Raw genomic sequence first — 16,018 nt, forward strand, 5'->3', positions numbered from 1 at the left:
GTTCTAAAGCGGAAAATACCGAAATGCAAAAAGCCCGTCCGGGCGTAAAACTCGGACGGGCTTTTATCATGCCTTGAGAAAAATCAATGCAGGAGAGATCACTTCTGATTCTTCATGTAGATGTGGTGGGGCAGACCGGCAATGTACAGCGGGGTCAGCTCGGCCTGGATCAGCGGGCGGGCATAAGCCAGGAACTCATCGGTCATCTGGGTGTGGTTGGCGTTCATCCAGCTCAGCGGCACCTTCTTTTCGAGGTTTGCAACTTCGCTGATGGGGTGCAGCTCGGTGGTGCACTGGTACGGGCTGTTGGAGATGCGCTTCAGGGCCACCATCTGGCCGGTAACGCCCTCAAAGGCAGCCTTGGCGGCAGCACCGCCCACCTGATAGGCTTCGGTGATGTCGGTGCGGCTGGTCAGATGGCCTGCGCAGCGCTGCAGGGTGGAAAGCTCGATGCAGCGGGTCTTGGTGTCCAGATTGCGGGCCACCACATTTGCCAGATACCGTGCGGTACCGGTCAGGGCCTTATGGCCAAAGGCATCCACTGCGTGCACATCGTCGGCCAGCTCACAGACGTAGCGGCCATCCTCCAGCTTCACGCCTTCGGAAACGGCAATCACGATGCTGGGCTTCTTCTCCTGCATCACGCGCACCTTCTCAATGAAGTGTTCCACATTGAAGGGCACTTCGGGCAGGCAGATCATGTCCACACCCTCGCAGTCGTCACTCTTTGCCAGAGCGGCGGCAGCGGTCAGCCAGCCGGCGTTGCGGCCCATGATCTCCACCACGGTGACGTACTTGGTGCCGTACACGGTGGCATCGCGGATGATCTCCTTCATCACCACGCCGATGTACTTGGCAGCAGAGCCGTAGCCGGGGGTGTGGTCGGTGACCATCAGGTCGTTGTCGATGGTCTTGGGCACGCCCATAAAGCGGATGTCGCTCTGGATGCGCTCGCCGTACTCAGCCAGCTTGCCGATGGTGTCCATGGAGTCGTTGCCGCCGATGTAGAAGAAGTAGCCGATGTTCAGCTTTTCCAGAATGGCGAACAGCTTTTTGTAGACGGTCTCGTCCTCATGCCAGTCCGGCAGCTTGTAGCGGCAGCTGCCGAGGAAGCTGGACGGGGTGCGCTTGAGCAGCTCGATGTCCAGATCGTCCGTCAGCACGGTGGAAAGATCCACCACCCGCTCCTCCAGCAAACCGGCAACGCCATTGCACATACCGTAAACGATCTCTGCGCCGCGGTTCTTGCAGCTTTCAAATACGCCTGCAAGGCTTGCATTGATGACGGAAGTAGGACCGCCAGACTGACCAACGATTGCATTTTTTCCCATGATGATTTCTCCTTTTTTGTTTTTCTGTTTCGGCAATATAATATTACGTGCAGGATGCACGAAAACAGACGCGGGAAAAGGGGTTACAGACGGATATGGCGCGGGGTGCCGTTGACGTAAACGGGGGTAACCTCGTCCAGGATCAGCGGACGGGCATACTCCTCAAAGGCAGCAGTCACCTGCATCCCGTCGGGGCTGATCCAGTCCAGCGGCACCTTCTTTTCAAGGTTTGCCACCTGCTGCACATCCACCGACTCGGTGATGCACTGGTAGGGATAAGCGGAAATGCGCTTGAGCGCGATCATGCGGCCGGTCTCGCCCGCAAAGGCGGCTGCGGCTGCGGCACCGCCCACAGCGTAGGCTTCGTTCACATCCGTGCGGCTGGCCAGATGGCTGGCGCAGCGCTGCAGGGTGGAAAACTCGATGGCGCGGCTCTTGCAGTTCAGCTTGTCGTGGATGAGGTCGGAGAGATAACGGCTGGTGCCGCTGAGCACGGCCTTGTGGCCAAAGGCATCCAGCTGGCCTGCGGTGGACACCAGATCGCACAGATAGGTGCCGTCGGCGGTCTTTACGCCCTCGCTGGCCGCAATGATCACATTGGACTTGCGGCGCTGCAGCTCGTCCACCTTGGCAAGGAACTTGTCCTGATCGAAGGGCACCTCCGGCAGCAGGATCAGATCCGGGCCTTCGCAGTCGTCGCCGCCCGCAAGGCAGGCCGCACCGGCAAGCCAGCCCGCATGTCGGCCCATGATCTCGGCCACGGTCACGCTGCGGATGTCATACACGGAGGAATCCCGGATGACTTCCTTTAAAATAGTGGCAATGTACTTGGCGGCAGAGCCGTAGCCGGGGGTGTGGTCGGTCAGGCACAGGTCGTTGTCGATGGTTTTGGGCACACCGATGAACCGCACGCTGCTGCCCACGCGCTCACCGTAGCGGGAAAGCTTTGCGATGGTGTCCATGGAGTCGTTACCACCAATGTAGAACACCGCGCAGATGTCGTACTTGTCAAACAGGGTGAACAGCTTGATGAAGGGTGTGGAGTCCACATCCGGGTCCGGCAGCTTGTAACGGCAGCTGCCAAGGTAGCTGGAAGGCGTGCGCTTGAGCAGTTCAATGCTCATGCGGTCGTCCAGCAGGACGTTCAGCTCCAGCATTTCTTCCTTGAGCAGACCTTCGATGCCGTATTTCATACCGTACACCTTGTCTGCACCCAGGCTGCAGGCGGCTTTGTACACGCCTGCCAGACTGGAGTTGATCACGGCGGTAGGACCGCCGCTCTGACCAATGATCACATTCTTGGCCATGAGTACCTCCTTTTGCAAATTTCATTCTTATCATTTGTACATCGCTGCAGGTTCCGGCTTCCGCGCCGCCAGAGTGGGGTTTGGTCTAAAGGCCCTGCACTGCCCGCAGACCGTGCGGCAAACAAACCGGATGCTGCAAGTGATACAAAAAAGTTTGCGGCATGTGCACACCCTTTTTGTAAAATGTGCAAAATTACCACATCCTTATTGTACCTGTTTTGCCTGTTGTATGCAAGACCTAATTGGTTGCACAGGCAAAAAAATTATGATAAAATAAAAAACGCACAGCCCCGGGCGGATAAAACCCCCTTCTGTGCGGGAAAAATGGAGAAAGCTGGAAAAACCATGGGCATTTCACACGAGTATCATTCTGCGCCGCGCCGGGCACGGCGCGGTACAGTCAGCGGCAAGCTGCGCTTTCTGGGCGCAGTGGTCGCCATTTTGCTGGTATCCTACGCCATCACGGCCATTCTGGAAAAGGGCGCAGAGGGCGCGGACGATACCCCGCCTACCAACGCCAGCGGCATTGCCGAGAACATTCTGGCACCGCTGCCCATGCAGGGCGAAGCGGATAGCAACAGTGCTGCACAGGATGGCAGCACCGGTGGGCAGGCCGTCACACTGGAGAACTTTGGCCCTGCAAAGCAGAGCGCTGGGGCCTACACTGTCAAAGCCTATGATGCCAGCGTCATCCGCCAGCCCAGCTGCGGGCAGGTGGACTTGAGCTACTTTGCGGACGCAGCCTTTCTGGGCGACAGTCTGACGGTGGGCTTCTCGGATTACCAGATCAATCTGGACGGGGCACTCATCTGCGGCTATACCGGCGTTGGCCCGGATGCCATTGTGAACCGCAGCGCAGTCAAAAGCCCCACCCGCGGGCAGGAGGTAGCGCTGGATGTGCTGGCCGCTGCCCGGCCCAAGAAGCTGTATATCCTGCTGGGCACTAACACCCTCACCACGCTGGGCGCTTCGGACCGCTTCCTTGCCTACTATGGCCAGATGCTGGATATGCTGCGCGAGGCTTTGGGCGAGGACTGCGTGATCTACGTGCAGTCTATCCCGCCGGTGCGACCCTCGGCAGCTGCCGAAAAGCCCGGCCTTGCATCGGATGTGCTGCGCGGTGTGAACGAGCAGCTGGCTCAGCTGGCCGCCAGCAAGGGATGCGTTTACCTTGACCTGTGGGAGACCCTTGCCGACGGCGAGGGCAACCTGAAGGAGATGCTTGCAGCGCCGGATGGCGTGCATCTCTCTGCAGGCAACGGCTACGGCGCGTGGGTCACCTACCTGCGCAACCACGCCAAGTACAGCGCGGACAATTCCTGGACGATGGGCAGCATTTACAGTGCACAGTAAAACGGAGTGAAAAATAAAGAGCCGTTGCACAAAATGGATGTGCAATGGCTCTTTTGTGTATGATGCAGTTTCCCACAGCGACCCTACGGTGAAAAAGTGTTTCAGAAAAGCCCGCAGGCTTTTCTGAAACACAAATATAAAAATAAATTTTCCGCTGAAAATGCCCAGAGCGAACGCGGAGGGCATTCCGATCATAAAATTACTCCTGCTGTTCCAACTCCAGAAGATACTGCTTCATCTCCACGCCATAGGCGTAGCCGGTGAGCTTGCCGGTGCTGCCCACCACCCGGTGGCAGGGCTGAAGGATGGCGATGGGGTTGCAGTGGCAGGCACCGCCCACGGCACGGCTGGCCTTGGGTTTGCCAACAGCGGCGGCCAGCTGGCCGTAGGTGCGGGTCTCACCGTAGGGAATGCGGCACATCTCGGCCCAGACCGCTTTCTGGAAGGGGGTGCCCTTGGGGGCCAGCGGCAGATCGAATTCCCTGCGCGCCCCGGCAAAATATTCGTTCAGCTGCTCCTCGGCTTCCTGTAAAAGCGGTGTCTCGCACACCTTGCGGGGCAGCGGTTCCAGTTCCGGCACCCCGTCCGGGCAGAGGGTCAGCCCGCAGATGGCATCGTTTTCCTCTTCCAGCCGGAAGGTTCCCAGAATGCTGTTCACATACCAGACGTTCAAAAGTTGCGCTTCCTTTCCTGTGAGTTTGTGTTATACTGAAGCTATCTTAACACAAATGTACATCCGGCGAAAGGGGCGTTTTTTGTTATGGTACAGGCATTGGAAGAAATCATTGCCAAAAGCAGCAGCATCGTGTTCTTTGGCGGGGCGGGCGTTTCCACCGAGAGCGGCATCCCGGACTTCCGCAGTGTGGACGGACTTTATCATCAGAAGTACGCCTACCCGCCGGAAACGATCCTGAGCCATACCTTCTGGGAGGAGAACCCGGAGGAGTTTTACCGTTTTTACCGCGATAAGCTCATCGTGAAGGGGGCAAAGCCCAACGCGGCCCACCTGCGGCTGGCAAAGCTGGAACGGGAGGGCAGGCTGAAAGCGGTCGTCACCCAGAACATCGACGGCCTGCATCAGGCGGCGGGCAGCCGCACGGTGTACGAGCTGCACGGCAGCACCCTGCGCAACTACTGCACCCGCTGCGGTAAGTTCTACGATGTGGATTTCATTGCCAACAGCACCGGTGTGCCCCGCTGCACCGAGTGCGGCGGCATCGTCAAGCCGGATGTGGTGCTGTATGAAGAAGGGCTGGACGAGGAGGTGCTGTCCGGCGCGGTGAACGCCATCCGCCATGCGGATACCCTGATCATCGGCGGCACAAGCCTTGTGGTGTACCCGGCGGCAGGACTGATCCGGTACTTCCGGGGCGACCATCTGGTGGTCATCAACATGCAGCCCACCGGGGCAGATGCGGAAGCCGACCTGTGCATTGCAAAGCCCATTGGTCAGGTGCTGAGCGAGGATGTAACGCTGGATCTGTAAAACAAAAAGAGCGGCCCTGTTTCGCGCCGATTCTCGCCCCCGGTCCGGTATGCTGGATGCATACTGAAAAAGAATGGGGGAAACCAAATGATCCAGGTTTGTGACCCGCCGCGCACGCGGCAGGTAAGGCGGCTTTCGGCGGAGGAATTCTGCCGGCTGGCGCAGAGCGAAGTGAGCAGTGTGTACCGTCCGCGCAGCGAGGTGCTGCGGATGCTGACGGTAGGCGAGGTGTGGGGCGTGTACAGTACACGCGGTGTGCCGGGAGCCGGGTGCATCCTGCTGCCCATGGATGCCGATGTGGCAGCGGCGGCTGCGCTGCGCCGCTTTCTGGGCTGGAACCGCACGTCAGGCGGATATTTTTTGACCCCGGCAGCCGGGCCGGACGGCCATGCCGCCGAGACCCTTGCACCGTTGCTGGCTGCGGCTGCTGCCCGGCAGGAGTTTCTTGCCCGGCAGCGGGCACGGTGGGCCGTGGTGGAATGTGCGGCAGAAGAGCTGATCCCGCTGTATCTGCGTCAGGGGTTTGCTTTGCGGGCTATCCGTCCGCTGGACAGTCTGGCACCGTGTTTCCTGCTGCAGGCCGGGTGCCTTGCGCAGAATGTGCCGCCGGTATGGCTCCCGCTGGCCGACCGGGTGCACATTGCCATCCTGCTGGCTCGAGGCTATGCCGCGCTGGAAAGCCGCGAAAGCCCGCAGGGCACCGTGCTGGCACTGTATCCCGTATGATGTGAAAGTGAGGAAGTTGAAATGAAAGCAGTTGTTCTGGAAGATTATGCCATACAGCAGGGAGATCTGGACTGGTCGGGTGTGAAGGCGCTTGTGCCGGACATCACCCGCTATGGGCGCACCGCGCAGGAAGAGGTGGTGCCGCGCATCGGGGATGCGGAGATCGTGTTCCTGAATAAGTGCCGCATCGACGAAGCCGTTCTGGCCCAGTGCCCGAAGCTCAGGTGGGTGGGCATCATTGCCACCGGCACGGATAACCTTGATCTGAAGGCCTGCCGCCGCCATGGCGTGCCGGTAGCCAACGTGCCGGGCTATTCTACTTACAGTGTGGCACAGATGACCTTCAGCCTGCTGCTGGCCATCTGCCAGTGCGCCGACCGTTACCATCGCCTTGTGCAGGACGGCCATTGGCGCACCAAGGAGCCTGCGGCCTACGGTCTGCTGCCGCAGGTGGAACTGCTGGGCAAGACCTTTGGCATCTATGGCTACGGCAGCATTGGCCGGCAGACCGCCCGCATTGCCAAGGCCTTTGGCATGGAGGTGTTGGTGTGCACCCGCACCGTTCGGCCGGAGTACAAAGCCGACGGTGTGGAATTCGTGGATCTTGACACCCTGCTTGCCCGCAGCGATGTGCTCAGCCTGCACTGCCCGGCAACACCTGCAACACGGGGGCTGATCAACGCGGCCACCCTTGCAAAGGCAAAGCCCGGCATGATCTTGCTGAACACCGCCCGCGGTGCACTGGTGGACGAGCAGGCCGTGGCCGATGCGCTGAAAAACGGGAAGCTTGGCTTTTACGGTGCCGATGCCTTTGGCACTGAACCGCTGCCGCAGGCAAGCCCTTTGCGCGGCCTGCCGAATGCCCTGCTGACACCGCACATCGCGTGGGCCACCAACGAAGCCCTGCAGCGGCTGATGGATATTACTGCCAACAACCTGCGCACATGGCTGGATGGCGCGGGAGAGAATATTGTGAACGCATAAAAATAACGGGAACGCCGCATGGACGTTCCCGTTTTTTTTAGTTCAGGATACCGCTTGCCTTGATGGACTGCACCGCCTCGGCAATGCGCTCCGGCGGCAGGGTGAGGGCAAAGCGCACGTAGCCTTCGCCCAGCGGGCCAAAGCTGGAACCCGGCGTGCACAGCACACCGCTCTTTTCCACAAGGTCAAGACAGAAGTCCATGCTCTTTGCGTACTTTGCCGGGATGGGTGCCCACACGAACATGCTGCCGTGACTGTCCGGCACATTCCAGCCAATGGAACGCAGGCCGCCGCACAGAGCGTCGCGGCGCTGCTGGTACAGGCCGCACTGCGTTTTTACCATGTCCAGCGGGCCGGTCAGGGCGGCGATGGCCGCTTTCTGCACCGGCAGGAACATGCCGAAATCGATCTGGCCGCGCAGTTTCTTGAAGGCAGCTACCACGTCCCTCCGGCCTACAAGAAAGCTGATGCGGGCACCGGTGACGTTGAAGCTTTTGGAAAGGCTGAAGAACTCCACGCCCACATCCATGGCACCCGGCGTATTGAAGAAGCTGTTGCCCACGGCCCCGTCAAAGATAATGTCGCTGTAGGCGTTGTCGTGGATGATGAGAATGTCATACTTTTTGGCAAAGGCCACCAGTTCGGCGTACAGCTCCGGGGAGCCGACGCTGCCCACCGGGTTTGCGGGCAGGGAGACGATCATATACTTTGCCTTGCGGGCCACATCCTCCGGGATGTCCTTCACATAAGGCAGGAAGCCGTGCTCCTTGGTCAGCGGGTAATACCACGGCTTTGCGCCGCCCAGCAGACTGCCCGCGATGAACACCGGGTAGCAGGGAGTGGGCAGCAGCACGGTGTCGCCCTCGTCGCACAGCACCATACCAATGTGGCCCACGCCCTCCTGACTGCCCGCACAGCTGGCCACCTGATCCGGCGCGATCTCTACGCCGAAGCGGCGCTTGTAGTAGCCGCACACGGCATCCAGCAGCTCAGGCAGGTCGCGCAGGCTGTACTTCCAGTTCTGCGGGTCGGCAGCGGCATCCATCATGGCCTTGCGGATGTGCTCGGCGGGCGCAAAGTCCGGCGTGCCGACGCTCAGATTATAAATGGTGCGGCCCTGAGCTTCCAGAGCTACCTTGCGTTCGTTCAGTGCGGCGAAGATCTCGTCGCCGAACAAGTCCAGTCGTTTGGAAAATTCCATGATACGATACCCCTCAAATCCTCTTGTTTTCAACATGAACCATTTTAATGATAGAGCTATTTTAGCACGTTTTTCCAAACCGCGCAACGAAAAGGGCAGATGGGGGAGAAAGTTTCAACTTTCGGTGATGGGAAGCGAAGGATGTTTCACGGGAAGAAAACCCTCTCAGTCACGGCTGACGCCGTGCCAGCTCTCCCGAAGGGCGAGCTTTATGAGTGCAAACCATCAGATGCAAAAGAGCTCCCCCTTTCGGGGGAGCTGGCGAGCGAAGCGAGACTGAGAGGGTTTATCAATCGATCGTCGTTTTTGTCCGTCCCACGCCGATGACGGCGGTGCTGATCTTTTTCCAGCTGTTGCAGCCGCACACACCGTCCACACGCAGGCTCGTGCGCCGCTGGAAGCCTTTCAGCGCTTCCTCCGTCCGGGCACCAAAGATGCCGTCGATGCGGCTCCCGGTCTGGTAGCCCAGCGTGGAAAGCGCGTCCTGCAGAATCATCACATAGCAGCCGCGGCTTCCCCGCCTCAGGGTAGGATACCCGGCGGTGGTGCCGCTGCAGGCGGGCGTGCCGTAGCGGCGGTCCATGTGCACCCATGTGGGGGTCTGGCTCAGCGGCTCCACATAGCCCCATGCCCCGGTGCCCCGGGCTGCGTTGTAGATGGCCGTGCGGGCGGTCCGGGTCAGGCTTTGGCCCACGTCAAAGGATACGCCCGCGTAGTGCTGGCTGCGGGTGCCGTGGCCGCCCTCCCAGATGCGGCGGAAGGCATACCCCACCGGGATGCCCTTGCCGTACTTGCGGCGGGTCAGGTTCCACGCTTCCATGGCCGCAATGGTGGTCCACAGGGTGGGGCTGGCGGATTTGCCCCGGAATTCCCGCACCCGCAGGGTGGTGCCGGTGCTGTAGGGCATGGGGTCGTTCTCGTTCAGGTTTGCATAGGTGTATACCTTGTTCTCGTAGGCATCGTAGATCAGAAGTCGTGCCATCGCTCATTCCTCCTTGCTGCAGTGTGGGCAGCTCTGGGCCTGCAGCGAGGCCCATGTTCCGCGGTCCACGGTGCCGGTCACCAGCAGCCCGGCCCGCTGCTGTGCCAGCCGGACGGCGGCAGTCTCTTCCGGGCCGAAGCGGCGGTTCTCGGTCACATAGCCCTCGGTGCAGTACAGGCAGGAACGCCTGTTCAGCCATGTCTCCACCTGCGCCACGTCCGGCCCCACGCTGCCCGCGCCGATGGCCCGGCCCGGGTAGACCGGGCCATGCCCGATGCTGCGGTCGGGGTTGGGCATTTCGGCGGCGAGCTGCAGGCTCAGCGCTTCCACAGCTGTCCATGTGCCGGCATCCGCAATGCCGGTCTCGGGCAGGCCCAGCAGCTCCTGTGCGCTGCGGGTGGCGACGGCAGTCTCGTCGGTGTACTGGTCGGAGAGGGGCGGCTTCTCCACACTGGTAAAGTAGTAGGCAATGCGCTGCAAAAGCAGGCTGTAGTAGAGCACTGCACTGCCGGAAGACCCCACTGTGAGCGGGGTACCGGGGTAGGGCAGGCGTTTCAGGGTGACCACCGGCCCGGATGTCCGCAGAGTGGACGCCTTGTCGTACAGGCTGTTCCATGTGGTACGTCCCACGATGCCATCTACAGTCAGCCCCGCAAAGCGCTGGTAGGCCCGCACGGCAGCTTCGGTGGAAGCACCGAACTGTCCGTCGATGCCAATGGCCGGGATGCTGCTTTCGTAGGCGCTCATGAGGTAGAGGTAGAACTGCAGCTCCCGCACCGCTGTGCCGGAAGAGCCCTTGCGCAGCACGCCCGGGTACTCGCCGGGGCGCAGGCTGGACGACAGCAGCTTGTTGGCGATGTCGTTGTACACCTCGTATAGCTTGTTCCATGTCGTGCGGCCCACCACACCGTCGCTGGTCAGGCCAAAGTAGGTCTGGAACCGCTTGACTGCCGCTGTGGTGGCACTGCCGAACTTGCCGTCCACCGTGATGTTGTTCAGGTTCGAGTACACCGTGCGCGCGATCTTGAGCCAGAACTGCACCAGCCGCACATTCTGTCCGCTTGCACCCTCCCGCAGGGCGGTGCCGGGGTAGGCATTAGGGGTGCCGTTGTCGGACTGGATGCTGCGGAACTGGTCGTACAGCGCGGTCCATGTGTCACGGCCCACCACGCCGTCCACGGTCAGGCCGTATTTGCGCTGGAAGGCCCGCACCGTGTTGGCCGTTCCAGTGCCGTAAACGCCGTCCACTGTTAACGATGGGATGGAAGACTCATACTGTGCCAGCGTATTCAGCCAGAACTGCAGCTGTTCCACGGCGCTGCCGGTGGAGCCGGTGCGCAGTACGGTGCCGCCCCATGTGCCGTCCGAGAGAGTGCCGCTGGACACCTCGCCCTCGCTGGTCAGCTCCGCAAGATCCTTGACCGACACATAGATATAGCTGATCTTGTACCATGCCTGTCGTCCGACTACGCCGTCGGCGATCAGGTTGAACTGCTTCTGGAACGCCCTAACAGTGGCGGCCATCTTGGCCCCGAACACGCCGTCCACAGTCAGCAGGCCGAGGAAGGGATAGTCCTTGGTGATGCGGTTCAGCTGGCGTTGCAGGGTGAACACCGCTGTGCCGCTGTCGCCTTGCCGGATGGGCGAACCGGGGTAGCTCTGGGGGATGGACTGGATGTTCGAGGTGCGGATGATCTCGATGTCGTTGCCGTAGTAATACTTCAGGATCTGCAAGGCGTTACGGCCCTGATTGGCCAGCGTCACGGTGCCCCACTGCTTGAGACCCGGGCAGGTGACCGATTTACCGTCGCAGTATTCAGAGTAGTAGGGGTTTACGGTGCCGGTCTTGCGGATATAGGTGTTGAAGATGTCGTCGGTGATGCGCACCATCACATCGAACACGGTGCGTCCGTGAACGTAATACTGGTCGTAGCTGGTGGAGTTGGTAATGTTGAAGGTGTAGCCTTTGCTGGGGTACCACTCGGTGTAGATGCGGTTGAGTGCCAGCGAGATCTGACAGTGGATGTTGGCCCGCAGGGCCTGCTCCGGCCAGGTAGGGTAGACTTCGCTGGATGCAACATTGGCGATATAATCCCGGAAGGAGACAGTCACATTGCGGGCGGATGCCGCAGGCTTGCCCAGATGCACCGTGATGTTTTTGGGAATGATGACTCTGTCCAGCACCCGGGGCACGCAGTTCTCCATGGGGTCCGGGCCGCTGCCGCCATCGCCGGTGAACAGTGAATGTTCCGGGATGACTATGGGCGGGTTTACCACGTCGCGATCCCCTTCGGTCTCAGGGATCATCTCCGGCTGGGCCAGTGTGACCTGCCCGGCAAAGATCTGCACACCCTGAATGCGCACGGTGCGGAAGCCTGCCTTTGCGGCAGTCAGGTCCACAACGGCATAGGGCCGGATGGTGTTGTCCTCCTGCAGGGACAGCGCACAGGAGGGGGCTTCAATGGAAAGGTCGGCAGCGGTGCCGGTCTCGTCGGTGATACGCTGAGCGGTAAAGCCGTTGCCGGACACGGTGACGAGAACACCCTCGATGGGCGAGGACTGACGGGCACCGAAAGCCTGAATGCGTAGAATGCCGGTGTTTTTCATAGGCGGATGCTCCTTTGCTGTGAGAATGGAATGCTTCTCTCACAGCGTATTCCGCTGCGCCGCCGGACGTGCATGGCAATGCACACCGCAAATAAAAAAGCCGCCCGAAGGCGGCAGGGGAGAAAGGTTTATTTGGCGCTGTCCTTGGCAAGGGCGGCGTCGATATTTTTTTGCAGAGCGGCAAGGTTTTCTTCCTTGTCGATGCCGCCAAGCAGGGGCTGCCCCACAACGTTGCCGTCCCGGTCAAAAACGTAAGTGGTGGGGAAGGCCATGATGTTCAGTGCAAACTTGCCGGCCTCACTGCCGGAGGCAAAGTAGATGTTGCGGTAGCTTGCGCCCGTTGTCTCCAGCAGTTTTTTGGCGGCATCAATGCCCTGCTGGTTGCCGTCCAGCGTCTCGGTGTTGATGCCGATGACCTCACCGCCCTGTGCCTTGACCTTCTCGTTCAGGGCGTTCAGGTCGTCCAACTCCTCCACGCAGGGCTTGCAGCCGTTGAACCAGAAATTCACCACCGTAAAGGCGTTGCCCGCAAACAGGCTGTTGTCCACCGGGTTGCCCTCTAAATCGCTGCCCTCAAACTTGGGGAAGGCGGTGCCCTGTGCGGCGGCACTGGAAGCGGCATCCTCTGCGGGGGCAAGAGCGGCGATCTGCTCCTCGATGGCACGAATCTTTTCGGCATCTGCGGTCAGGGTCTTGTACTCCTCGTCCGAGAACTGATCTTTGGCCTTTTCCACAGCGCTGAGCAGAAAATCGCCGTAGTTGGCGCTGATCGTGGTTTCGGTCACGTTTTTGTCCATGGATGAGAACACTTTCTCCCACAGAGCATCGTTTGCAGAAAGGATCTCGTTTTCCTCGGCCAGCAGCTGCTCCTCGGTTTTGCTTTCTGCTGCCGCAGAGGAAGCGGCAGAAGAGGATGCAGAAGATGCAGAAGATGCGCCCTGCCCGCAGGCGGCAAGGCTGAAAGCCAGCACAAGGCTGAGAAAAAGTGCGGCGATACGATGGATCTTCATGATTTTACTCCTTTGTTGTTTCGGTATTTGATTGGTCCCCCAGCCCGAACTTGTACTGAATGGCGTCCGTGGGGCAGGCTTTCATGCACATCCCGCAGCGGATGCATTCGGCGTGGTTGGGGGTCTTGGTAATGTCTACGTCCATCTTGCAAGCCTTTGCACAGGCTCCGCAGGAGACGCATTTGTGGGTGTCTACGCGCATCTGGAACAGCGAGACCTTGTTCAGCAGCGCATAGAACGCGCCCAGCGGGCACAGCCACTTGCAGAAGGGGCGGTAGAACACCACGCTGCCCACGATGACCGCCAGCAGGATGCAGGCCTTCCATGTGAACAGCTTGCCCAGCGCAGCGCGGATGCCCGCATTGGTCAGGGAGAGGGGAATGGCACCCTCCAGCACGCCCTGCGGGCAGAGATACTTGCAGAAGAAGGGGTCGCCCATGCCCAGCTCATTGACCGCCAGCAAAGGCAGCAACACCACCATGACCAGCAGCACCGCATACTTTAAATAGCGCAGCGGCTTCAGCTTTTTGGTGGAAAGCTTGGGGGATGGGATCTTGTGCAAAAGCTCCTGAAACCACCCGAATGGGCAGAGGAAACCGCAGATGAACCGCCCCAGCAGCACCCCAAAGAGGATGAGGATGCCGGTAATGTAGTAGGAAAAGCGGAACTTGGAAGAGCCCACCACCGCCTGGAATGCTCCCACCGGACAGGCACCGGCCGCGCCCGGGCAGGAATAGCAGTTCAGCCCCGGCACGCAGACGTATTTTCCGCCGCCCTGATACAGCGCTCCTTTTGCAAAATTGGGTAGGTGGAGATTGGTCAGCAGGGTAGCCCCGGCTTGTATAAAGCCCCGGAAGCGGGCAAGGGGAGAAAGCTTTTTCTTTTTCTTATCCAATGCCCACACACTCCATACACAGCCGGATGGCTTTTGAAAATACGGTGTCTGCCTCGCCCCGCCATAAGCCAAACAGCAGCATCAGAACCCCAGCGGCAAGCAAAAGCAGCTGCGCCTGTTTTTTTGTCATGAACATCATAGCCTCCTGTTGTTTGATGGCATCAGTATACACCATGCGTGATAAAATCTCTGCTAAGAAAATCTTAACACGAATCTTAACACCGTCTGCTATAATCTGTTATAATGAAGAAAAAACGCAATTTTTATGGGAAAGGTGGAAAACAAAGATGCGCCTTTTGGTGGTAGAGGACGAGCACTCCCTGCGGGAGGATATTGCCCGAAAGCTGCGGCTGTCCGGGTACGAGGTGGATGCCTGTGCAGACGGCGAGGCCGCGCTGGAGGCACTGGCAGCAGAGCGGTACGACCTTGTACTGCTGGACCTCAACCTGCCCAAGGTGGACGGAATGCAGGTGCTGCGCACCCTGCGCCGGCACGACCTTGAGACCTGTGTGCTGATCTTGTCGGCACGCAGTGAAATCGCAGATAAAGTGGAGGGGCTGGATGCCGGGGCGAACGATTACCTTTCCAAGCCCTTTCACCTTGCAGAGCTGGAAGCCCGGGTGCGCAGCCTGACCCGGCGCAAATTTATTCAGCAAGACGTCTGTCTGTGCTGCGGACGGCTGAGCTTCAACACCCGCAGCCGCGTTGCTGCTGTGGACGGTCAGACCCTTGCTTTGACGCGGAAGGAGAGCGGCGTACTGGAATATCTGCTGCTGCATCAGGGACGCCCGGTCAGTCAGGAAGAACTCATCGAGCACGTCTGGGATGGCAGTGTAGACAGCTTCAGCAACTCCATCCGGGTGCATATCTCTGCCCTGCGCAAAAAGCTGCGGGCGGCGCTGGGCTACGACCCCATCCGCAATCGCATCGGGGAAGGCTACGAGATCGGAGGCGAGGTACAATGAAACATTTGTCCCTGCAATGGCGCATCACCCTGCTGACCGCGCTGCTCATCGCCTGCGCCTGCGTGTGCATGAACCTGCTTTTATACCGCACCGGCGTTACCGGCATGGATGCCCTCAACGGCTTTATGATGCAGTACCAGCCCGGCAGTGCGGATCCGTTGACCATCGAGATCCCGCAGGAGGAAATGTCCAGTCTGCTGGCGCATTTTTCGCAGGAAGTCTACGATGCAAAGGTGGTCTTTGGCCGCAAGGGCTGGTGCATCACCGTCGTGGTCACCATCGTCAGCGCTGCCATTGCTTATTTTGTCAGCGGCAGAGCGCTGAAACCGTTACAGCAGCTTGCGCAGCAGGCGCAGCAGGTCGATCAGGACAGCATCGCCACCACCCGTCTGGACGAAAACACTGTGCAGGAATTCGGGCAGTTGAGCCGGTCGGTGAACCGGATGCTGGATGGTCTGGCGCAGTCCTTTGAGTTGCAGCGGCAGTTTGCGGGCAATGCCGCCCACGAGCTGCGCACCCCGCTGGCTATTTTGCAGACGAAGCTGGAACTGTTTGCAGAGGAGCACCCGGCCATGGACGCCGAAACTGCCGGGCTGATCCGCTCTCTGCGGGAGCAGCTGGACCGCCTGACCGCTCTTGTGCGCACTTTATTAGAGATGAGCAATCTGCAATCAGTCTCCCGCACCGACCAGATCGCCCTTGCGCCGCTGGTGGAGGAGATCCTGACCGACCTGACCCCCCTTGCCCAGAAAAACAATATCTCTTTGCAGCAGGACTGCGAGGAACTTGGCATGGTGGGCAGCGATGCGCTGATCTACCGGCTGGTGTTCAATCTGGTGGAAAACGGCATCAAGTATAACCGCCCCGGCGGTGCGGTGCGCGTCACCCTGCAACAGGAAAAGCAGACCGCTGTACTGCGCGTTGCAGATACCGGCCCGGGTATCCCCGCAGACTGCCGGGAGAGCATCTTCCAGCCCTTTTTCCGGGTGGATAAGTCCCGCAGCCGGGAGATGGGCGGCGTTGGGCTTGGCCTTGCCCTTGTGCGGGAGATCGCCGTGCTGCATGGCGGCAGTGTGACCGTGGAACGCAGCAGCGAAAACGGCACTACCTTTGCAGTCACCCTGCCGCTGGCACAGCCCTGCTGAAACTGGGCGGGACTTTATTTTTGGCA

15 protein-coding genes are annotated in these 16,018 nt (G+C 59.9%); 6 read left to right on the plus strand and 9 right to left on the minus strand.

Annotated features, from left to right (window positions below; translation table 11 throughout):
• Positions 1-98: 98 nt before the first annotated feature.
• Both WMO17_RS00075 and WMO17_RS00080 read right to left on the minus strand, forming a co-directional pair.
• Complete coding sequence (locus tag WMO17_RS00075; RefSeq protein ID WP_097781973.1) at positions 99-1,331, minus strand: 6-phosphofructokinase; 1,233 nt, start codon at positions 1,329-1,331, stop codon at positions 99-101.
• 83 nt (positions 1,332-1,414) lie between these two features.
• Positions 1,415-2,638, minus strand: coding sequence for a 6-phosphofructokinase (locus WMO17_RS00080; RefSeq protein ID WP_005939849.1), 1,224 nt, complete (start codon positions 2,636-2,638; stop codon positions 1,415-1,417).
• A gap of 345 nt (positions 2,639-2,983) precedes the next feature.
• Between WMO17_RS00080 and WMO17_RS00085 the strand changes: the two genes are divergently transcribed.
• Positions 2,984-3,991, plus strand: coding sequence for a GDSL-type esterase/lipase family protein (locus WMO17_RS00085; protein WP_349137229.1), 1,008 nt, complete (start codon positions 2,984-2,986; stop codon positions 3,989-3,991).
• A 199-nt stretch (positions 3,992-4,190) separates the two neighbouring features.
• Here the strand turns inward: WMO17_RS00085 and WMO17_RS00090 are convergent, their stop codons facing one another.
• Complete coding sequence (locus WMO17_RS00090; RefSeq protein WP_005939857.1) at positions 4,191-4,664, minus strand: methylated-DNA--[protein]-cysteine S-methyltransferase; 474 nt, start codon at positions 4,662-4,664, stop codon at positions 4,191-4,193.
• Positions 4,665-4,751: 87 nt separating this feature from the next.
• Between WMO17_RS00090 and WMO17_RS00095 the strand changes: the two genes are divergently transcribed.
• The 3 genes from WMO17_RS00095 to WMO17_RS00105 all read left to right on the plus strand — a co-directional run bounded on the left by WMO17_RS00095 (position 4,752) and on the right by WMO17_RS00105 (position 7,187).
• Positions 4,752-5,477 carry an NAD-dependent protein deacylase gene (locus tag WMO17_RS00095; protein WP_097774769.1) on the plus strand — a complete coding sequence of 242 codons (726 nt, stop codon included), beginning with the start codon at positions 4,752-4,754 and terminating at the stop codon, positions 5,475-5,477.
• An 87-nt stretch (positions 5,478-5,564) separates the two neighbouring features.
• Entirely contained in the window at positions 5,565-6,203 is a 639-nt protein-coding gene (locus WMO17_RS00100) for a hypothetical protein (RefSeq protein WP_249235753.1), read from the plus strand.
• A 21-nt stretch (positions 6,204-6,224) separates the two neighbouring features.
• Positions 6,225-7,187 carry a D-2-hydroxyacid dehydrogenase gene (locus WMO17_RS00105; RefSeq protein WP_349137230.1) on the plus strand — a complete coding sequence of 321 codons (963 nt, stop codon included), beginning with the start codon at positions 6,225-6,227 and terminating at the stop codon, positions 7,185-7,187.
• Between the two features lie 37 nt (positions 7,188-7,224).
• Here the strand turns inward: WMO17_RS00105 and WMO17_RS00110 are convergent, their stop codons facing one another.
• From WMO17_RS00110 to WMO17_RS00135, 6 genes are all read right to left on the minus strand, one after another.
• Positions 7,225-8,388: an aminotransferase class I/II-fold pyridoxal phosphate-dependent enzyme gene (locus WMO17_RS00110; protein ID WP_120079431.1), complete on the minus strand. Its 1,164-nt coding sequence runs from the start codon at positions 8,386-8,388 to the stop codon at positions 7,225-7,227.
• A gap of 289 nt (positions 8,389-8,677) precedes the next feature.
• Positions 8,678-9,370 carry a peptidoglycan-binding domain-containing protein gene (locus WMO17_RS00115; RefSeq protein ID WP_097781966.1) on the minus strand — a complete coding sequence of 231 codons (693 nt, stop codon included), beginning with the start codon at positions 9,368-9,370 and terminating at the stop codon, positions 8,678-8,680.
• 3 nt (positions 9,371-9,373) lie between these two features.
• Complete coding sequence (locus tag WMO17_RS00120; protein ID WP_349137231.1) at positions 9,374-11,977, minus strand: peptidoglycan-binding domain-containing protein; 2,604 nt, start codon at positions 11,975-11,977, stop codon at positions 9,374-9,376.
• A gap of 128 nt (positions 11,978-12,105) precedes the next feature.
• A complete protein-coding gene (locus WMO17_RS00125; RefSeq protein WP_005939879.1) occupies positions 12,106-12,987 on the minus strand; it encodes a TlpA family protein disulfide reductase in 882 nt (293 codons plus the stop codon).
• Between the two features lie 4 nt (positions 12,988-12,991).
• Positions 12,992-13,882 carry a 4Fe-4S binding protein gene (locus tag WMO17_RS00130; protein ID WP_005939881.1) on the minus strand — a complete coding sequence of 297 codons (891 nt, stop codon included), beginning with the start codon at positions 13,880-13,882 and terminating at the stop codon, positions 12,992-12,994.
• A complete protein-coding gene (locus WMO17_RS00135) occupies positions 13,875-14,018 on the minus strand; it encodes a CD1871A family CXXC motif-containing protein (protein ID WP_337678835.1) in 144 nt (47 codons plus the stop codon). Before WMO17_RS00135 ends, WMO17_RS00130 begins: the two co-directional genes overlap by 8 nt.
• A gap of 151 nt (positions 14,019-14,169) precedes the next feature.
• Between WMO17_RS00135 and WMO17_RS00140 the strand changes: the two genes are divergently transcribed.
• Both WMO17_RS00140 and WMO17_RS00145 read left to right on the plus strand, forming a co-directional pair.
• Complete coding sequence (locus WMO17_RS00140) at positions 14,170-14,847, plus strand: response regulator transcription factor (protein ID WP_044953424.1); 678 nt, start codon at positions 14,170-14,172, stop codon at positions 14,845-14,847.
• A complete protein-coding gene (locus WMO17_RS00145; RefSeq protein ID WP_097781961.1) occupies positions 14,844-15,992 on the plus strand; it encodes a sensor histidine kinase in 1,149 nt (382 codons plus the stop codon). Before WMO17_RS00140 ends, WMO17_RS00145 begins: the two co-directional genes overlap by 4 nt.
• Positions 15,993-16,018 lie beyond the last annotated feature (26 nt).

Source organism: Faecalibacterium faecis (assembly GCF_040096475.1).
Taxonomy (GTDB): Bacteria; Bacillota; Clostridia; order Oscillospirales; family Ruminococcaceae; genus Faecalibacterium; species Faecalibacterium taiwanense.

Coding starts and splice junctions, on each gene's coding strand:
- WMO17_RS00110 (WP_120079431.1), bottom strand. CDS start 8,388: ATGGAATTTTCCAAACGACTGGACTTGTTCGGCGACGAGATCTTCGCC.
- WMO17_RS00135 (WP_337678835.1), bottom strand. CDS start 14,018: ATGTTCATGACAAAAAAACAGGCGCAGCTGCTTTTGCTTGCCGCTGGG.
- WMO17_RS00085 (WP_349137229.1), top strand. CDS start 2,984: ATGGGCATTTCACACGAGTATCATTCTGCGCCGCGCCGGGCACGGCGC.
- WMO17_RS00080 (WP_005939849.1), bottom strand. CDS start 2,638: ATGGCCAAGAATGTGATCATTGGTCAGAGCGGCGGTCCTACCGCCGTG.
- WMO17_RS00140 (WP_044953424.1), top strand. CDS start 14,170: ATGCGCCTTTTGGTGGTAGAGGACGAGCACTCCCTGCGGGAGGATATT.
- WMO17_RS00100 (WP_249235753.1), top strand. CDS start 5,565: ATGATCCAGGTTTGTGACCCGCCGCGCACGCGGCAGGTAAGGCGGCTT.
- WMO17_RS00095 (WP_097774769.1), top strand. CDS start 4,752: ATGGTACAGGCATTGGAAGAAATCATTGCCAAAAGCAGCAGCATCGTG.
- WMO17_RS00115 (WP_097781966.1), bottom strand. CDS start 9,370: ATGGCACGACTTCTGATCTACGATGCCTACGAGAACAAGGTATACACC.
- WMO17_RS00120 (WP_349137231.1), bottom strand. CDS start 11,977: ATGAAAAACACCGGCATTCTACGCATTCAGGCTTTCGGTGCCCGTCAG.
- WMO17_RS00075 (WP_097781973.1), bottom strand. CDS start 1,331: ATGGGAAAAAATGCAATCGTTGGTCAGTCTGGCGGTCCTACTTCCGTC.
- WMO17_RS00105 (WP_349137230.1), top strand. CDS start 6,225: ATGAAAGCAGTTGTTCTGGAAGATTATGCCATACAGCAGGGAGATCTG.
- WMO17_RS00145 (WP_097781961.1), top strand. CDS start 14,844: ATGAAACATTTGTCCCTGCAATGGCGCATCACCCTGCTGACCGCGCTG.
- WMO17_RS00125 (WP_005939879.1), bottom strand. CDS start 12,987: ATGAAGATCCATCGTATCGCCGCACTTTTTCTCAGCCTTGTGCTGGCT.